At 72.0% G+C, this 14,923-nt stretch carries 17 protein-coding genes and 1 pseudogene; 7 read left to right on the forward strand and 11 right to left on the reverse strand.

What is annotated here, in order from left to right:
- The 3 genes from O7615_RS29340 to O7615_RS29350 are packed head-to-tail and all read left to right on the forward strand — an operon-like array spanning position 1 to position 3,274.
- Positions 1-957: an LLM class flavin-dependent oxidoreductase gene (locus tag O7615_RS29340; RefSeq protein WP_278181022.1), complete on the forward strand. Its 957-nt coding sequence runs from the start codon at positions 1-3 to the stop codon at positions 955-957.
- Positions 954-1,097 (forward strand): hypothetical protein, encoded by a 144-nt coding sequence (locus tag O7615_RS29345; protein ID WP_278181023.1) that lies wholly within the window; start codon positions 954-956, stop codon positions 1,095-1,097. The genes O7615_RS29340 and O7615_RS29345 overlap by 4 nt, the downstream gene beginning before the upstream one ends.
- Positions 1,094-3,274, forward strand: a complete 2,181-nt coding sequence (locus O7615_RS29350) for an NtaA/DmoA family FMN-dependent monooxygenase (protein ID WP_278181024.1) — start codon at positions 1,094-1,096, stop codon at positions 3,272-3,274. The genes O7615_RS29345 and O7615_RS29350 overlap by 4 nt, the downstream gene beginning before the upstream one ends.
- Before the next feature lie 109 nt (positions 3,275-3,383).
- On the opposite strand, the gene O7615_RS29355 is transcribed toward O7615_RS29350, so the two are convergent.
- From O7615_RS29355 to O7615_RS29375, 5 genes are all read right to left on the reverse strand, one after another.
- On the reverse strand, positions 3,384-3,818 hold the full coding sequence (locus O7615_RS29355) for an NUDIX domain-containing protein (protein WP_278181025.1): 435 nt from the start codon (positions 3,816-3,818) through the stop codon (positions 3,384-3,386).
- A 232-nt stretch (positions 3,819-4,050) separates the two neighbouring features.
- Complete coding sequence (locus O7615_RS29360; protein ID WP_347405106.1) at positions 4,051-4,764, reverse strand: GNAT family N-acetyltransferase; 714 nt, start codon at positions 4,762-4,764, stop codon at positions 4,051-4,053.
- Positions 4,765-4,776: 12 nt separating this feature from the next.
- Complete coding sequence (locus tag O7615_RS29365) at positions 4,777-5,745, reverse strand: ABC transporter substrate-binding protein (protein ID WP_278181026.1); 969 nt, start codon at positions 5,743-5,745, stop codon at positions 4,777-4,779.
- A gap of 37 nt (positions 5,746-5,782) precedes the next feature.
- Positions 5,783-6,547 (reverse strand): amino acid ABC transporter ATP-binding protein, encoded by a 765-nt coding sequence (locus tag O7615_RS29370; protein ID WP_278181027.1) that lies wholly within the window; start codon positions 6,545-6,547, stop codon positions 5,783-5,785.
- Positions 6,544-7,548 carry an amino acid ABC transporter permease gene (locus tag O7615_RS29375; protein ID WP_278181028.1) on the reverse strand — a complete coding sequence of 335 codons (1,005 nt, stop codon included), beginning with the start codon at positions 7,546-7,548 and terminating at the stop codon, positions 6,544-6,546. Before O7615_RS29375 ends, O7615_RS29370 begins: the two co-directional genes overlap by 4 nt.
- A gap of 208 nt (positions 7,549-7,756) precedes the next feature.
- Between O7615_RS29375 and O7615_RS29380 the strand changes: the two genes are divergently transcribed.
- Positions 7,757-9,025, forward strand: a complete 1,269-nt coding sequence (locus tag O7615_RS29380; protein WP_278181029.1) for a multidrug effflux MFS transporter — start codon at positions 7,757-7,759, stop codon at positions 9,023-9,025.
- Positions 9,026-9,048: 23 nt separating this feature from the next.
- Here O7615_RS29380 and O7615_RS29385 read toward each other — a convergent pair whose 3' ends face one another.
- A complete protein-coding gene (locus tag O7615_RS29385) occupies positions 9,049-9,546 on the reverse strand; it encodes a MarR family transcriptional regulator (protein WP_278181030.1) in 498 nt (165 codons plus the stop codon).
- Positions 9,547-9,585: 39 nt separating this feature from the next.
- On the opposite strand from O7615_RS29385, the gene O7615_RS29390 reads away from it, so the two are divergent.
- Positions 9,586-10,614, forward strand: coding sequence for an EamA family transporter (locus O7615_RS29390; RefSeq protein WP_278181031.1), 1,029 nt, complete (start codon positions 9,586-9,588; stop codon positions 10,612-10,614).
- Here the strand turns inward: O7615_RS29390 and map are convergent.
- Positions 10,523-11,341, reverse strand: coding sequence for a type I methionyl aminopeptidase (map, locus tag O7615_RS29395; protein ID WP_278181032.1), 819 nt, complete (start codon positions 11,339-11,341; stop codon positions 10,523-10,525). The two genes, O7615_RS29390 and map, sit on opposite strands and share 92 nt — an antisense overlap.
- Positions 11,342-11,415: 74 nt before the next feature.
- On the opposite strand from map, the gene O7615_RS29400 reads away from it, so the two are divergent.
- Positions 11,416-11,697, forward strand: a complete 282-nt coding sequence (locus tag O7615_RS29400) for a helix-turn-helix transcriptional regulator (protein WP_278181034.1) — start codon at positions 11,416-11,418, stop codon at positions 11,695-11,697.
- An 8-nt stretch (positions 11,698-11,705) separates the two neighbouring features.
- On the opposite strand, the gene O7615_RS29405 is transcribed toward O7615_RS29400, so the two are convergent.
- The 3 genes and pseudogenes from O7615_RS29405 to O7615_RS29420 form a co-directional block, all read right to left on the reverse strand.
- Entirely contained in the window at positions 11,706-12,044 is a 339-nt protein-coding gene (locus O7615_RS29405; RefSeq protein WP_278181035.1) for a hypothetical protein, read from the reverse strand.
- Positions 12,041-12,388: pseudogene (locus tag O7615_RS34360) on the reverse strand (hypothetical protein); the annotation flags it as partial. The pseudogene O7615_RS34360 and the gene O7615_RS29405, both read right to left, overlap by 4 nt.
- Before the next feature lie 55 nt (positions 12,389-12,443).
- Positions 12,444-12,713, reverse strand: coding sequence for a hypothetical protein (locus tag O7615_RS29420; RefSeq protein ID WP_278181038.1), 270 nt, complete (start codon positions 12,711-12,713; stop codon positions 12,444-12,446).
- A 97-nt stretch (positions 12,714-12,810) separates the two neighbouring features.
- Between O7615_RS29420 and O7615_RS29425 the strand changes: the two genes are divergently transcribed.
- Positions 12,811-14,232, forward strand: a complete 1,422-nt coding sequence (locus tag O7615_RS29425) for a helix-turn-helix transcriptional regulator (protein ID WP_278181039.1) — start codon at positions 12,811-12,813, stop codon at positions 14,230-14,232.
- Here the strand turns inward: O7615_RS29425 and O7615_RS29430 are convergent, their stop codons facing one another.
- Complete coding sequence (locus tag O7615_RS29430) at positions 14,233-14,799, reverse strand: NUDIX hydrolase (RefSeq protein WP_278181040.1); 567 nt, start codon at positions 14,797-14,799, stop codon at positions 14,233-14,235. It abuts the gene before it with no gap.
- Positions 14,800-14,923: the final 124 nt, after the last annotated feature.

The raw sequence follows: 14,923 nt of genomic DNA on the forward strand, positions 1-14,923 counted from the left end.
ATGACCGACCTGGCTGCACCGATCGGCGCCGGCGTCGCGGACGGACGCCCGTTCCGCCTGGGCTTCCTCCTGCACCTGGACGGCGACGCACCGCCGGCGCGGGCCTACCGGGAGGCCGTCGAGGTGTTCGTGGCCGCGGAGGAACTGGGCTACGACTCCGGGTGGGCCATCCAACGGCACTTCCGGCAGGGCCGCGAGCACGTCTCCGCCCCGCTGGTGGTGCTCGCCGCGATCGCCGAGCACACCACCCGCATCGGGTTGGGCACCGGTGTGCTCGTCCTCCCGCTGGAGGATCCCCTCAAGGTCGCCGAGGACGCGGCCACCCTCGACGCCCTCAGCGGCGGCCGGCTCGAACTCGGCGTCGGCTCGGGCCCGTTCCCGGGCGCCTGGGAGGCGTTCGGGAAGGACCTGGCCGACCGACACCGGCTCTTCGACGTCGCGGTGACCCGGCTGCACCAGGTGCTGGACGCCGCCCCGCTCAACAGCCTCGGCGAGGTGCTCCACCCACCGGCCGACGGGCTACGGCGACGGCTCTGGCAGGCCACCACCAGCGATCCGGAACGGGCAGTCGCGGCGGCGGCCGCCGCCGGCCGCGCCGGCGACGGGCTGCAACTCTCCCGCGCCACCGGCTGGCGCGGCAGCACCGTACGGAGGCGCAGCGGCACCAGGCCGACTGGATCGCCGCCTACCGCGCGGCGTGGCGCGACCCCGACCACCCGCCCCGGGTGCAGGTCTCCCGGGCCGCCTACCCACACCCCGACCGTACGCAGGCCGTCCGGCTGGTCACCCCCGGCGTCCGCCGCTGGCAGAGCTGGCTGTCCGCCCGGCGCGACGTCGCGGGCCTCGACGTCGAGGAGTACCTGGCCGCCGACGGCGCGCTGCTCGGGCCGCCCGAGGCGATCGCGGCGCAGCTGGCCACCGACCCGGCGCTGCGGCACGCCACCGACCTGCTGGTGAGCTTCGTCCCGGGGGTACCCGACCTCGCCGAACATCTGCGGCTGCTCGCCGCCGCAGCGCAGGACCTGGCACCCCGGCTCGGCTGGCGCCCGGCCCACCACTCCCCGGCCCACCTCACCGCATCCCGAGGGACACCATGACCGGATTCCACCTCAACCTCTCGCTGATGACGCCGGGCCACTTCCGGCACGCCTGGCGACTGCCACCCGCCGACCCGCTGGCCTACCTGGACATCGCGCACTTCCGGCGGCTGGCCCGGATCGCCGAGGACGCGAAGATCGACGCGATCTTCCTGGGGGACGGCCCCGCGTTGCGCGGTGAGATCGAGGACGCGCCGGGCACCGGTCTCGACCCGCTCGTGCTCCTGGGCCACCTCGCGGCCCACACCACGAACCTCGGTGTCGTCATCACCAGCTCGACGACGTACAACTCGCCGTACAACCTGGCCCGGCGCTTCCAGGCCCTCGATCACGTCACCCGGGGTCGGGCGGCCGTCAACATCGTCACCACCGGCACGCCCGCCGCCGCCGCCAACTTCGGCCTGACCGCACACCCCGACAAGCAGACCCGCTACCGCCGGGCGTACGAGTTCCTCGACGTGGTCACCCGCCTCTGGGACGGCTGGGAGCCCGACGCGATCGTCGCCGACAAGACCAGCGGCCGGTACGCCGACCCGGCGCGGATCCACCGGATCGACCACGTCGGCGAGTTCTTCTCGGTGGCCGGGCCGCTCCCCGTGCCGGCCGGACCACAGGGCCGGCCGGTCATCGTCCAGGCCGGTGGCTCGCCGGGCGGGCTCACCCTCGCCGGCACCTTCGCCGACGTCGTGTTCACCGTGGCGCAGACCCGGCCCACGGCGATCGCGTTCCGCGACGACATCCGGCGACGCGCCACGGCCGCCGGGCGGCACCCCGACGACGTCAAGGTCTCCCTCGGCGTGGTGGTGCTCGTGGCCGCGACCGAAGAGGAGGCCCGACACCGGGAACAGCAGCTCTACGCCACCCTGCCGATCGCGCGGCTGACCACCGCCCTCACCCGCAACCTGGGGCTACCCGAGGGCCGCTTCGGCCCGGACGACCCGATCACCGTCGACGATCTTCCCGACGTCATTCCCGGCGACGCCTTCTCCACGGGCTTCAGTACGTCCACCCGCGCGCTGATCGCCGCCGGCCCGCGTACGCCACGCGAGCTGATCCAGCGCGGTGCCGGCGGATCCGGGCACCGGCTGCTCGTCGGGTCGGCCGAGCAGGTCGCCGACGACCTGGAGTCCTGGTACGCGGCGGGCACCGCGGACGGCTTCACGGTGATGCCGGCCGACACCGCCGTCGACCTGGAGAACTTCGCCCGGCTGACGGTGCCGATCCTGCAGCGACGTGGCCTGTTCCAGACGGAGTACGCCCATCCGACGCTGCGCGGCCGGCTCGGGCTGCCGCTCCCCCGCCGGACGCAGACGCCCCGCCCGGCGGCGCCCGCACCCGCGTCGACGGAGACGGCCGATGGCGACGGCGGTCCCGACCTGTCGTCCGTCGCCGCCCGCTACGGCGACCCCGCCGCGACGCTCGGCGTGGCCACCGACGTCATCCGCCAGCAGCTCGCCCACCGTTCGGTGCGCCGGTTCGGACCCCGTGCGGTCACCGACGACGAGCTGACCGCGCTGATCGCGGCGGCGCAGTCCGCACCCACCTCGTCCAACCTCCAGCCCTGGAGCGTCGTGGCGGTACGCGATCCCGCCCGCAGGGCCCGGCTGGCCGCGCTCGCCGGCAACCAGACCTTCATCGCGCAGGCCCCGCTGTTCCTGGTCTGGATCGCCGACCTCGGCCGGGCCCGGCGGCTGGCCGACCGCGCCGGGGCACCGCTCGCCGCCGTCGACTATCTGGAGACGACCATCATCGGCTTCGTCGACACCGCGCTGGCGGCCCAGAACGCCGTGCTGGCCGCGGAGTCGCTCGGCCTGGGCACCGTGTTCGTCGGCGCGATCCGTAACCGCCCCGAGGAGGTCGCCGCCGAGCTGGCGCTGCCGCCCCACGCGGTGGCCACGTTCGGGCTGGCCGTCGGCACACCGGACCCCACCGAGCGGGCCGGTGTCAAACCGCGGCTGCCGCTCGACGCCGTCCTGCATCGGGAGCGGTACGACGCCGACGCGGCGGACCCGCACATCGCCACCTACGACAAACGACTCGGCGCGTACCACACCCGGTACGGGCTGCCGGGCGCCTGGAGCGACCGGGTGCTCGCCCGGCTCGGCGGGCCGGAGTCGATGGGCGGGCGACACCGCCTGCGGGAGATACTGGAGCGCCTCGGCCTACCGTCCCGGTGACTCGGCGGGCCAAGCGGTGACCTGGTGATCTGCCCGCCGCGACCCGAAGGACGGCGAGGCCGCCGGGCCGTCGTGGGCGGTCGGCCGGCCAGGGACGTCGGTGCGGGCCCTACCCGATGAATGGGCGCCCGTCGTGGCGGGCGGCGTCGCGGAGCACGGGTACGTCCGGGGCGAAGACCGGCTCCGGCAGCCGATCGAGGGCGAACCAGCCCAACTCGGACGCCTCACCGTCCGGCTCGCCGACCCGGCGCACGGGTGCACCGAGGAACACCACGCCGAGCAGGTGCAGGAGCCGGCCGTCCGGGCGCCGGTACAGCTGGCTGGCGGGATCGCTGTAGACGCCGAGCAGGCCGTACAGGCTGACCTCCCAGCCGGTCTCCTCCCGGACTTCCCGCACGGTGGCCTGCTCCCAGCTCTCGCCGGCTTCCACCCCGCCGCCGGGCACTCCCCAGGTGCCCTCCCCGCTGCGGCGCATCAGCAGGACCCGACCCGCCGCGTCGCGCACCACGGCGCCGCACACGGCGCGGATGCTGGCGTTCTCCACGCCGGTGATCGTCGCAGCCGGACGGGTGAGGTGTCAGCGGCTCGTGACCGGCGCCACCACCCCTAGATCATCCTAGGCCGATAGGTTGGATGGTGTGACCGCGCCGACCCGGGAGTCCGCGGCGGGCAGCGGTGGCGCGGGAGGGGGTCGCCGGCCCCGGCCCGGCGGCCCCCTCCCTTCCGGCCGTCCCCGCCGGCTCCACCACCAGCACCGAGCTGCGGGGACGGTGGTATCAGCTACCCGCGGCGCTGTCGGCCAGGACGGGTGCCAGGTCGGGCGTGCGGTACGCGTTGAACATGGTGTGGCGGCGCAGGCTGAACCCGAGCGAACGGTAGAGCCGGATGGCGCGGGTGTTGTCCGCCGCCGCGTGCAGGAACGGTGTCTCACCGCGCTCCCGGATGCCGGCGGCCACCGCGCGCACCAGCCGCGACCCGAGACCCAACCGCCGGTACGCCGGGTCGGTGCAGACCGCGCTGATCTCGGTCCAGCCCGGCGGGTGCAGGCGTTCGCCCGCCATCGCGACGAGCTTGCCGCCGATCCGGATGCCCAGGTAGGTGCCGAGTTCGATGGTGCGCTGCCGGAACGGTCCCGGCTCGGTGCGGGCCACCAGGTCGAGCATCTCCGGCACGTCGGACGGGCGCAGCCGGACCGCCTCCGGATCGGTGGCGACCCGCAGCGCGGTGGCGACCATCTGCACGCCCGTGATCCGCTCCACCACATCCCAGCCGGCCGGCGGGTTGCTGTTCGTCCCGGCCACCGCCACCACCGTGCCGGGGCCGACCAGCGCGGCGAGGTCGTCCCAGGCCCGCGCGTGGTGGTCGGCGGCCAGGGTGGTGAACGGCGCGACGTCCGGCTGGTAGCGGGCCGCCTCCCCGTTGACCTCGGCCAGGTGGGTGTGCGGGCCGGTGAGTGCCGCCCACACCGGGTTGTCCAGGATGTGTGTCACGGTGCCTCCGGCTCAGGTTCGCGGCAGCCCGGGTGGGTTGACCTCGGAGGTCGGGATCGCCTCGTCGCCCAACCCCCACCGGTCCAGCACCTCCTGGTACTTCCCGCTCTGGATGACGGTGTTGAGCGCCTCACTGAGCGCCGGGACCAGGTTATTGTCCTTCTTGGTCATCGCGGCGATCTGGGCCGGCACCTCGCCGCCGCCCGGCACCACGCCGACCACCTTGGTCTCACCGCTGACCGTGGCGTGGTAGACCAGCGCCGGGTTCGGCCCGAAGTAGGCGTCGATCCGCCCGGAGCGCAGCGCCAGCTGGTACTCGGTCGGGCGCTGGTAGTAGACGATCTTCGCCTCCTCCAGCCCGGCCGCCTTGTTCTGCTCGTTCCAGCGCAGCAGCACCTGTTCCTGGTTGGTGCCCGAGCCGACCGAGACGGTGAGCCCGGCGATGTCGGCCGGCTTCTCGATCTTGTCGATCTCGCCGTCCTTCTTCACCTCCCAGCCGAGCGAGTCGACCCGGTAGGAGGCGAAGTCGTAGATGTCCTTGCGTTCCTCGGTCACCGTGATGTTGGAGAAGCCCACCTCGTTCTGGCCGGACCGGATGACCAGGAAGAGGTTCTCCCAGGAGGTGGGTTGCAGGTCCAGTTCCAGGCCGAGCACGTCGGCGACGAGCTGGGCGATGTCCGGTTCGACGCCGATCAGCGTACGGTCGTCGTCGGCGCGGAACGCCAGCGGTGGCGAGCCCTCGCCGCTGACGCCGACCGCGAGCTTGCCGTCGGCACGGACGGCCTCGGGCACCTTGGCGGCGATGGCCTCGACCTTGTCGGCCCGGATCCGCGGCTGGTCCGGGCTGGTGTTGATCACCTGGCCGCCGCCGTCCGCGGACGGGTCGACGGGGACCGCCCGTTCGGCGTCCGGGGTGCCGCAGGCGGCCAGTACCAGTACGCCGGCCAGGGACAGCAGGACGCCGTGGCGCCATCGGGGCATGGGGTGCTCCTTTACTCGGAGGGTTGCGACGGATGGTTCAGAGGACCTTGGCGAGGAAGGCGCGGGTGCGCTCGTGCTGCGGGTCGTCCAGGACCTGCCGGGGCGGGCCCTGCTCGACGATGCGGCCGTCGTCCATGAACACGACCGTGTCGGCGGCCTCGCGGGCGAAGCCGATCTCGTGGGTGACGACGATCATGGTGGTGCCGCCCCGGGCGAGGTCCCGCATCACGTCGAGGACCTCGCCGACCAGCTCCGGGTCCAGGGCCGAGGTCGGCTCGTCGAAGAGCACGACCTTCGGCTCCAGGGCGAGCGCCCGGGCGATGGCGACCCGCTGCTGCTGGCCGCCGGAGAGCTGGCGCGGGTAGCTCTGCGACTTCTCCGCGAGGCCGACCCGGTCCAGCAGTCGGGCCGCCGACTCCGCCACGTCGCGTCGCCGCCGGCCCTGCGCCGAGATCGGCGCCTCCATGACGTTCTCCAGCACCGTCAGGTGCGGGAAGAGGTTGAAGTTCTGGAACACGAAGCCGATGTGCGTACGCTGCCGGAGCACCTCCCGCTCCTTCAGCTCGCGCAGCCGGCCGCCGGCGTGGCGGTAGCCGACCAACTCGCCGTCGATGCGTACGTATCCCCGGTTCACCTTCTCCAGGTGGTTGATGCTGCGCAGCAGCGTCGACTTGCCGGAGCCCGAGGGCCCGAGGATGACGACCACCTGACCGGCCCGCACCTCCAGGTCGACGCCGCGCAGCACCTCCAGCGGGCCGAAGCTCTTGTGGATGCCGCGTACCTCCACCATCGTCCGGCTCATCGTCCGGACTCCTGGTCGAGGGCGGCGGCGAGCTGGGCGCGCTCGGCCTGTCGCTGCCGGCGAGCCTCCGCAAGGGTGCCCAACACCCGGCGTACCCGCTGCCACGGCGTGAGGGGCAGGACCCGCACCGCGCCACGCGCGTAGTAGCGCTCGACGTAGTACTGGATGATCGAGAGCACGGTGGTCAGGGCGAGATACCAGATCGCGGCCACGAGCAGCAGGGCGATCACCCGACCGTTGCGCGCGTAGATGATCTGGACCTGGTAGAACAGCTCCGGGATGGCCATGATGTAGACCACCGACGTGCCCTTGACCAGGCCGATGATCTCGTTGCCGGCGGTCGGGATGATGGTCCGCATCGCCTGGGGCAGCAGGATGCGCCGGATCTGGCGGCGCCGGGGGATGCCGAGCGCCGTCGCCGCCTCCAGCTGCCCCTGGTCGACCGAGAGGAACCCGGAGCGCACGATCTCCGCGCAGTACGCCGCCTGGTGCAGCGCGAGGCCGAGCGCCGCCGCGGTCAGCGGCCCGATCAGGTCCTGGGTGCCGATGTCGAAGAACGCCGGCCCGAACGGGATGCCGAACGAGATGCGGTCGTAGAGCAGCGCGAGGTTGAACCAGAACAGCAGTTGCAGGATCAGCGGTACGGAGCGGAAGAGCCAGACGTAACCCCAGGAGACGGCTTGGAGCAGCGGGCTCTGGGAGAGCCGCATCAGCGCCAGGACCGTGCCGAGCGCGAAGCCGAGCACGATCCCCAGGGCGGTCAGTTGCAGGGTCACCCCGACCGCGCGCAGCACCGTCTCGTAGAAGAGGTACTGGCTGACCACGTGCCATTCCCAGGCCGGGTTGGTGACCAGCGCGTTCAGCAACATCGCCAGCAGCACCGCGGCCACCGCGCTCGCCACCCAGCGCCACGGATGCCGGGCCGGCACCACCCTGAGCGACCGGAGGTCGTCCGAAGGCGGACGGGTGCCGCTGGCCGGCGCCGCGGAGATCGCTGTCATTCCCGACTCCTCATATTGCCTAGTATCCCTATAGGAAAAGAGGGACACAAGCCCCGCCGACCTGATCGTCGGCCGGCGTCCGACCGGAGCTGTGAGCTGCGTTACCTATACGTGGACCGGGAATCAGCACACCGGTTGAGGGTTTGGAGCAAGATATGACCATCGCACCACTGCCCCACGCGCACCCGGACCGGCCGGGGGTGGGCGGATGACCGCCACGGCAACGCCGGCCGCGCTGATGCCGGGCGACCTGATGAGCCCTCGCCAGCGGCTACGGCTCATCCTCGTCCTCGGCTCGCTGATCGCGGTGGGCCCGCTGACCATCGACATGTATCTTCCGGCGCTGCCCTCGATCGTCGACGACTTCGCCACCAGCTCGGCGGCGGTCCAGCTGACCCTCACCGGCACGCTGATCGGGCTCGCCCTGGGGCAGTTGCTGATCGGCCCGCTGTCGGACGCCGTCGGCCGGCGGGCGCCGCTGATCGCCGGCACCGCGCTGCACATCGTGGCCTCCGTGTGCTGCGCGCTCGCCCCGAGCATCGAGGTGCTCGGCGCGCTGCGGGTCGTCCAGGGTCTGGGCGCGGCGGCCGCGGCCGTGATCGCCATGGCCGTGGTACGCGACCTGTTCAGCGGCGCGGCCTTCGCCCGGCTGCTCTCCCGACTGCTGCTGGTGATGGGAGCCGCCCCGATCCTCGCGCCGACGCTCGGCAGCGAGCTGCTGCGGTGGACGCAGTGGCGGGGCGTGTTCGCGGCGCTGGCCGTCTTCGGCGTACTGCTGTTGCTGATCGCCATGCTGGGCCTGCCCGAGACGCTGCCGCCGCTGCGGCGCCAGCGCGGCGGGGTGCTGCCCACGATCCGGCTCTACGGCTCCCTGCTGCGCGACCGCGCCTTCGTCGGGCTGGTGCTGGTGGCCGGGCTGGCCATGGCGGCGCTGTTCGCCTACGTCGGCGGCTCCTCGTTCGTCCTGCAGGGGCAGTACGGGCTCGACGAGCAGCAGTTCGGGCTGGCCTTCGGCGCCGGGGCGGTCGGCCTGATCGCGGCGACCCAGGGCAACGTACGCCTGCTGCGCCGCTACTCCCCGCAGCGGATCCTGGTGACCGCCCTGCTCGTCGGTTCTGCCGCCAGCCTGGTGCTGCTCAGCTTCGCCGCGACCGGTATCGGTGGGCTGCCGGCGCTGCTCGCCGCGCTCTGGGTGGTGCTCGCCACGGCCGGCCTGGCGCTGCCGAACGCTCCCGCCCTGGCCCTGAGCCGGCACGGGGAGGCCGCCGGCACGGCCTCCGCCCTGCTCGGCGCGGTGCAGTTCGGCATCGGGGCACTGGCCGCCCCGCTGGTGGGCGTGCTCGGCACCGGCGCCGTGGCGATGGCCCTGGTGATCGCCGGCGGCATGGCCGCGGCGCTGGTCGTACTGCTCCTCGTGGTGCGGCCCGGCCAGCTCGCCGTGCTGGAACCGGAGGCGCTGCCCGTCGCGGCCCACTGAACCCTGGGTGCGGTCGACACCGATCAGCTGCGCCCGAGTGCGTGCAGCCACTGCTTGAGAAGGTCGGCGAGCTGGGTGCGCTGGGCCGGGGTGAGCGGGGCCAGCAGGCGGTGCTCGTTACGCATGTGCGCCTCGAAGGCCGTGTCGATGAGCGTACGCCCGGCGTCCGTCAGACCCACGATGCGGCCACGGCCGTCGCGGTCGCTGGCACCGCGCCACACCAGCCCGGCTGCCTCGAGCCGGTCGAGGCGCTTGGAGATCGCGCCGGTCGTCACCATCGTGTGCGCGGCGAGTTCGCCGGGGGCGAGTTGGTAGGGATCACCCGCGCGTCGCAGGGTCGCCAGCACGTCGAACTCCCCCTCGCCGAGCCCGTACTGCCGGTAGCCGGCGATGAGTTCCTCACGGAGGTGGTCGGCCAGCCGGTGCAGCCGGCCGATCACCGCCTGAGGCGAGACGTCGATGGCGGGACGCTCCCGCCGCCACTGCTGCTGGATGTGGTCTACGCGATCGTGGTGCTCCATGCCTTCAGATTACCTTCCACGGAAACTATTGTATCTTCCATGGAAGATACAAGGACGTGGCTGGCCGTCACCGCGGTCGCCCCCATCACCTGGGGAGCGACCTACTTCGTGACGCGCGAGTACCTGCCGGCGGACACGCCGCTGTGGGGCGGCGCCCTGCGGGCGTTGCCCGCCGGCCTGCTGCTGCTCCTGGCCGCTCGCCGCCTTCCGTCCGGATCCTGGTGGTGGCGCGCCGCGATGCTCGGCGTCCTCAACTTCGGCGCATTCTTCACCCTGGTCTACCTGGCCGCGCAGCTGCTGCCGACATCGATCGCCTCGTCGGTGATGGCGCTCGCGCCGGTGACCCTCGCCGGATTCGGATGGCTGCTCCTCCGCGAACGGATGTCCGCCGGGACGGCGGTCGGCTCGACCGTCGGCATCATCGGAGCACTGCTGCTGCTCCGTGCGCCCGATGGTGAGATCCGCCCGGTCGGCGTGCTCGCCTCGATGACGGCGCTGCTGTGCTCGTCGCTCGGGGCGATACTGACCAAGCGATGGGGGCAGGGGCAGCCCCTCCTCGCGGTGACGGCATGGCAGATGGTCGCCGGGGGCATCCTCCTGACCGCCGGAGCGGGAATCGTCGAGGGCGCACCACCGGCGCTGGGGACGGTCGAGATTCTGGCGTTCGCCTTCGTGTCCGTGATCGCCACAGCGGTCGCGTTCCTGTGCTGGTTCACCGGGATGCGACACCTGCCCGCCGCCACGATCGGCGTGATCGGGCTGCTCAACCCGGTCACGGGGGTGCTCCTGGGTACCGCCCTCGGCGGGGAGACCCTCACGGTCGTGCAGGTCGCCGGCGTACTCCTCGTCCTGGGTGGGTTGTTCCTCGCCCAGCGCAGGGCGCGGACGAACGGTCGCTCCCCGCAGCGGCCACGAGCGGGACGATCCGGGAGAGGGACGCGGCGGCCTCCCACCGACGAGCCCTCCCCGTCCGGAGTCAGGATGCCGCCGCGGGTCTCCTACTGGGGTCGGCCGGGGTGGCGCCGCGAGTGGGGCGGCGGGTCAGCACCTGCGGGCCGGAAGCCGTGACGGCAACGGTGTGTTCGGAGTGGGCGGTACGCGAGCCGTCGGCGGACCGAATCGTCCAGCCGTCCTTGTCGAACGCGATCTTGTCGGTGGTGCGGCAGAACCAGGGCTCGATGGCGATGGTGAGGCCGGGGACGAGTTTCATGCCACGGCGGGCGCGGCCGTTGTTGGGCACGTGCGGGGCCTCGTGCATGGTGCGGCCGATGCCGTGGCCGCCGAACTCGGCGTTGACGCCGTAGCCGTAGGAGCGGGCAACCTCGCCGATCGCGGCGGAGACGTCGCCGAGGCGGCCGCCCGGCTGGGCCGCGGCGATGCCGGCCTCCAGCGCGGCCTCGGTGGCCTCGATCAGCCTCAGGTCGGCCGGGTCGGGGGTGCCGACGACAACGGAGAGCGCGGAGTCGGCGACCCAGCCGTCGATGCCAACCGCCATGTCGAGGCTGAGCAGGTCGCCGTCGCGCAACACATAGTCGTGCGGCAGGCCGTGCAGCACCGCATCGTTGACCGACAGGCACAGCACGTTGCGGAACGGGCCCCGGCCGAACGAGGGGGCGTAGTCCCAGTAGCAGGACTCGGCGCCGCGCTCGGCAATCCGGCGACGGGCGTGGTGTTCGAGGTCCATCAGGTTGACCCCGACCGCGGCGACACCGCTCAGCTCGGCGAGCAACTCGCCGACGAACTGGCCGGCCACCGCCATCCGGCCGATCTCCTCGGCGGACTTGAGTTCGATCACGACAACCTCCCCCTCCTGTACGGTATTTTTATACCACGCCAGGTCGGGGTGCTCCGGAGGGATATCCTGCTGCCATGGTTCGCCAACCACTCACCGCCGAACAGATCGCCGCGGGCCAACGCCTCGGCACCGCCCTGCGGGCCGCGCGGGCCGGCCGCAGCCTCGTCGAGGTGGCGCTGGCGGCCGGCATCTCCCCCGAGACGCTGCGCAAGATCGAGGCAGGCCGCCTCCCCGCACCGGCGTTCGGCACCGTCGTCGGCCTCAGCCAGGCCCTCGGCGTCCCCCTCAGCGACCTGGCCGACGTCTGGCTGACCGACATGCCCATCCGCCAGGCGTCCCTGAGGAACGTCTCTTGACCCGGTGATCACCTCTTCGGTGTGAACTGTCGGCAGGCTGGTCGGACCGGGTGTCGTCCGAGGTCATCCGGGCTGGTGGCGCTCGTGCCGATCTGGTCCGATCGGCATCGTTGCTGCACTTCCGGCGGCTGCCTGGTCCAGCCGATGAAGCGTCGGTGCAGCGCGCCGGCCGACGTCCAGGGCATGTCCTCGGCGGCCTGCACGAGGTAGGCGCCGAGGTAGAGAGCCAGCGACACCGGCGCGTCGGCGTACTCCGCCCGCAGTTCCCGCCTCCGGGTCGGACAGGGCCAGGGCAGGTCGCAGCCACCGCAACTCCAGATCGGCAGCACCGGGCCGTGGCTGGTCACCGGACACCGCCCAGGAACCGGGCGACGCTCGCGTGGGCGTGCCGGCTGGTCGCCCAGTCCACCTGCCAGCACGGGTACGGCGTCGGCCGCGACCACCATGCCCGGCAGCCGACGCACATGCCATCGAGCCCTCGGACGTGGACCGCGAGGATCGCTCGCTCCGGGCCGCCGGTCACTGCTGACCCTCCTGCGGCCAGTGGCCACGGTTGATTGGGATCCGGTGCCGGGCGCGGCAGGGCAGGTCGGCTCCGCAGCGACAGATGCGCCGCCAGCGCTGCCAGGACCAGACCGGCCGATGCCGGCGGGCGAAGGTCAACGCGGTGACCGACAGGTAGCCGTCGTACGAGACGCGTCGCCTGTTCGGAGTCGCCCGGCCGGACGAGCCGGCCACGGTCCGGCTCACCGGAGGTGCCCCGACTCAGGTCCGCTGCGCTGGTCCGCCCACATGTCCTGCGCCCGCTCGTGATGGCCGTGGGACCGCAGGTATGCCGCGTGGTCGAGCAGCCGTTGCTGTGCCGCCGCCTGCTCGACTTCCTGGTACCGCCGCCCGGTGCCCGGCGGCGTTGGTGCGGGCCGCCGTAGCAGCCACCGCATCAGCAAATGCAGACCGAAGAGCATGTCCGAGACGATTCCGTCGAACGGAGGGTCGTGGCCATGTCGGCTGGTCATGTCACGGTGACATGGGCGGGCTCGACCGGCCCGGACAGCGGTCCTAGGCTCCAGGTTGAGCACCATCAGTAGTCATCTGACGACGCTGGGAGTCGCTGTGTTGCTCGATCATCTTCGGATCCCCGATGACCTCTGGTCGCACAAGGACATACGTGCGGCTCTGGTTGCTCGCGATATCGGTGCGCTGTTCCGGCTGCTCGCCCGGCATACCGGCGCGAGTCAGACCCGCATCGGGGCTGCCGTCGGGCTGGAGCAGGGCTACGTCAGTCGGATCGTCGCCGGCCGGAAGGTGACTTCAATCGACGTCTTGGAGCGGATTGCCGACGGCTGCGGTATGCCCGACGAGTCACGGATGACGCTCGGTCTCGCGCCGCGCCAGCGGTCATGTCGCCCTGACATGGCCGATCGTCGGGATGGCCGGCAGAGTGACGTGCCGGCCAACCGCTCCTGGCGGGAGGATGTCCGCGCTGCCGTGCAGTTATGGGAAGGCGACGTGAACCGTCGAAACATGCTTCGTCAGACCGTCTTCAGCTCCGCCGCCTACACTCTGCCCGCCCTGCGGTGGTTCACCGCCACCAGCCCGCAACCCGTCGCACAGGACGGCCGCCGAACGGTCGGTCAACCCGACATCGACACCATCCGGGAGATGACCGCGACGTACCGGCGACTCGACAACCAGTACGGTGGCGGCCACGCCCGCGACAACCTCGCCCGCTACCTCCACCACGAGGTCACGCCCCTGGTGACCGAGGGCCGCTACGACCCGGCAACCGGCCGCAAGCTGCTCGCCGCCGTCGCCGAGCTGACGCAACTCGCCGGCTGGCAGGCGTACGACATGGCCGAACACGGCCTCGCCCAGCGCTACCTCACCCACGCCCTCGACCTGGCCCGCACCGCCGCCGACGCCGGCCTGGGTGCCGAAATCCTCGCCGCGATGAGCCACCAAGCCACCTACCTCGGCCACACCGCCACCGGCATCGACCTCGCCCGCGCCGCCCGGCAGACCGCACACCGCGCCGGAATCACCGTGCTGACCGCCGAGGCGCTGGTCATGGAAGCCCACGCCCACGCCGCCGCCCACGACGAACCCGCCTGCGCCACCGCACTGCACCAGGCGGAACAGGCCCTCGACCGGGCCGACCGCAGCGGCGACCCGCAGTGGCTCGGCTACTTCGACGAGGCATACCTGTCAGCCAAGTTCGGTCACTGCTTCAACGCACTCGGCCAACACCGCCAAGCCGAACGCTTCGCCGCCCGCTCCCTACACATGAACGAACGCTACGTACGCGGCAAGACCTTCAACCTCGCACTCCTGGCCACCATCCAGGCCCGCCACGGCGAACCCGACCGCGCCAGCGTCATCGGCGCCCAAGCCCTCACCCTGGCCACGCAACTGAAGTCCGCCCGCGCCGTCGGCTATGTCCGCGACCTGCAATCGGACCTCATGGCCCACCGCCGTCGACCAGCCGTCCGACACTTCATCACCCGCATCGACGCCGCCCTTGGCCAACGCCGCTGACTACAACTCGCCCCGGGCCTTACGCGCCACCAGCTCCAACACCGCGATCACCGTACCGGCACCCACGATCTCACCCTGGGATACAAGTTGCCGCGCCTGCTCCAGCGGGATCCAGGCCACCCGCTCAGCCTCGTTCACATCCACCGGGGCACCGATGTGCTCCGCCTCCCGCGCGAGAAACAGCAGATTCTCCGCGTCTGCGGTCGCCACCCACGGTTGAAACGACAGCAGCGACTCCACCACACCCGGACGCCACCCGGTCTCCTCCTCAACCTCCCGCACCGCACACACCGCCGGCTGCTCCCCGTCATCGACGTAGCCACCCGGCAGCTCCCACACCCACCGATCGAACACGAACCGATGCCGCCGCATCAGCAACAACCGCTCCCGTCCGTCAAGCACCGCGACCATCGCCGACCGAGGCGCCCGAATCACGTACTGCTCGAAACGCACCCCATCCGGCAACTCCACATCAGCGACACTCAACCGCGCCCGCCGGCTACCATCCACCACCCGCTCACCATGGATCGTCCACCGCGTCGACCCGATGCCCTGTCCCTCCGCCATCCGACCAGTATCTGACCAGCGACACAGAGCCGCTGCCGCACGACACCCCGCCGATCCAGTTCGGTGCGTGACGACGCCCGTCGGGGGTCTCTAGCTGTCGTTACTGCCAATTGTGGCCGGCGTT

Source organism: Micromonospora sp. WMMD1082 (assembly GCF_029626175.1).
Classification (GTDB): Bacteria; Actinomycetota; Actinomycetes; order Mycobacteriales; family Micromonosporaceae; genus Micromonospora.

What these genes read in the sequence shown, in the direction of transcription:
- O7615_RS29375 (WP_278181028.1), bottom strand. Translation starts at nt 7,548, where the DNA reads ATGACAGCGATCTCCGCGGCGCCGGCCAGCGGCACCCGTCCGCCTTCG.
- O7615_RS29390 (WP_278181031.1), top strand. Translation starts at nt 9,586, where the DNA reads ATGGAAGATACAAGGACGTGGCTGGCCGTCACCGCGGTCGCCCCCATC.
- O7615_RS29400 (WP_278181034.1), top strand. Translation starts at nt 11,416, where the DNA reads ATGGTTCGCCAACCACTCACCGCCGAACAGATCGCCGCGGGCCAACGC.
- O7615_RS29385 (WP_278181030.1), bottom strand. Translation starts at nt 9,546, where the DNA reads ATGGAGCACCACGATCGCGTAGACCACATCCAGCAGCAGTGGCGGCGG.
- O7615_RS29350 (WP_278181024.1), top strand. Translation starts at nt 1,094, where the DNA reads ATGACCGGATTCCACCTCAACCTCTCGCTGATGACGCCGGGCCACTTC.
- O7615_RS29365 (WP_278181026.1), bottom strand. Translation starts at nt 5,745, where the DNA reads ATGCCCCGATGGCGCCACGGCGTCCTGCTGTCCCTGGCCGGCGTACTG.
- O7615_RS29420 (WP_278181038.1), bottom strand. Translation starts at nt 12,713, where the DNA reads ATGACCAGCCGACATGGCCACGACCCTCCGTTCGACGGAATCGTCTCG.
- O7615_RS29370 (WP_278181027.1), bottom strand. Translation starts at nt 6,547, where the DNA reads ATGAGCCGGACGATGGTGGAGGTACGCGGCATCCACAAGAGCTTCGGC.
- O7615_RS29430 (WP_278181040.1), bottom strand. Translation starts at nt 14,799, where the DNA reads ATGGCGGAGGGACAGGGCATCGGGTCGACGCGGTGGACGATCCATGGT.
- O7615_RS29340 (WP_278181022.1), top strand. Translation starts at nt 1, where the DNA reads ATGACCGACCTGGCTGCACCGATCGGCGCCGGCGTCGCGGACGGACGC.
- O7615_RS29380 (WP_278181029.1), top strand. Translation starts at nt 7,757, where the DNA reads ATGACCGCCACGGCAACGCCGGCCGCGCTGATGCCGGGCGACCTGATG.